Raw genomic sequence first — 467 nt, 5'->3', positions numbered from 1 at the left:
ATAATATTATTATGGCGGCCTAGCTCAGCTGGCTAGAGCGTCCGGTTCATACCCGGGAGGTCGGGGGTTCGATCCCCTCGGCCGCCATATTTTTCCTTCGGAGGTATACCCAAGTCTGGCTGAAGGGATCGGTCTTGAAAACCGACAGGCGGGTCAAACCGCGCGGGGGTTCGAATCCCTCTACCTCCTCCATTTTTAATACGGTCCGGTAGTTCAGCTGGTTAGAATGCCTGCCTGTCACGCAGGAGGTCGCGGGTTCGAGTCCCGTCCGGACCGCCATTTTTATATGTGGGTTTGTAGCTCAGTTGGTAGAGCATTAGATTGAAGCTCTAAGTGTCGGCGGTTCGATTCCGTCCAAACCCACCATTTTTTTAATGGGCCTATAGCTCAGCTGGTTAGAGCGCACGCCTGATAAGCGTGAGGTCGATGGTTCGAGTCCATTTAGGCCCACCATTAAATTAATTATG

Annotated in this window: 5 tRNA genes; all 5 read left to right on the top strand. The window is 52.5% G+C overall.

The window, feature by feature from the left end:
* Positions 1-13: 13 nt before the first annotated feature.
* The 5 genes from KMHG_RS17060 to KMHG_RS17040 all read left to right on the top strand — a co-directional run bounded on the left by KMHG_RS17060 (position 14) and on the right by KMHG_RS17040 (position 453).
* Positions 14-87, top strand: a tRNA-Met gene (locus KMHG_RS17060).
* A gap of 12 nt (positions 88-99) precedes the next feature.
* Positions 100-192 (top strand) — tRNA-Ser (locus KMHG_RS17055).
* A gap of 10 nt (positions 193-202) precedes the next feature.
* Positions 203-279 (top strand) — tRNA-Asp (locus tag KMHG_RS17050).
* Between the two features lie 11 nt (positions 280-290).
* Positions 291-366 (top strand) — tRNA-Phe (locus KMHG_RS17045).
* 10 nt (positions 367-376) lie between these two features.
* Positions 377-453 (top strand) — tRNA-Ile (locus tag KMHG_RS17040).
* Positions 454-467: the final 14 nt, after the last annotated feature.

It is taken from the genome of Kurthia massiliensis, assembly GCF_000285555.1.
Classification (GTDB): Bacteria; Bacillota; Bacilli; order Bacillales_A; family Planococcaceae; genus Kurthia; species Kurthia massiliensis.
This window is presented reverse-complemented; position numbering and strand designations above follow the sequence as displayed.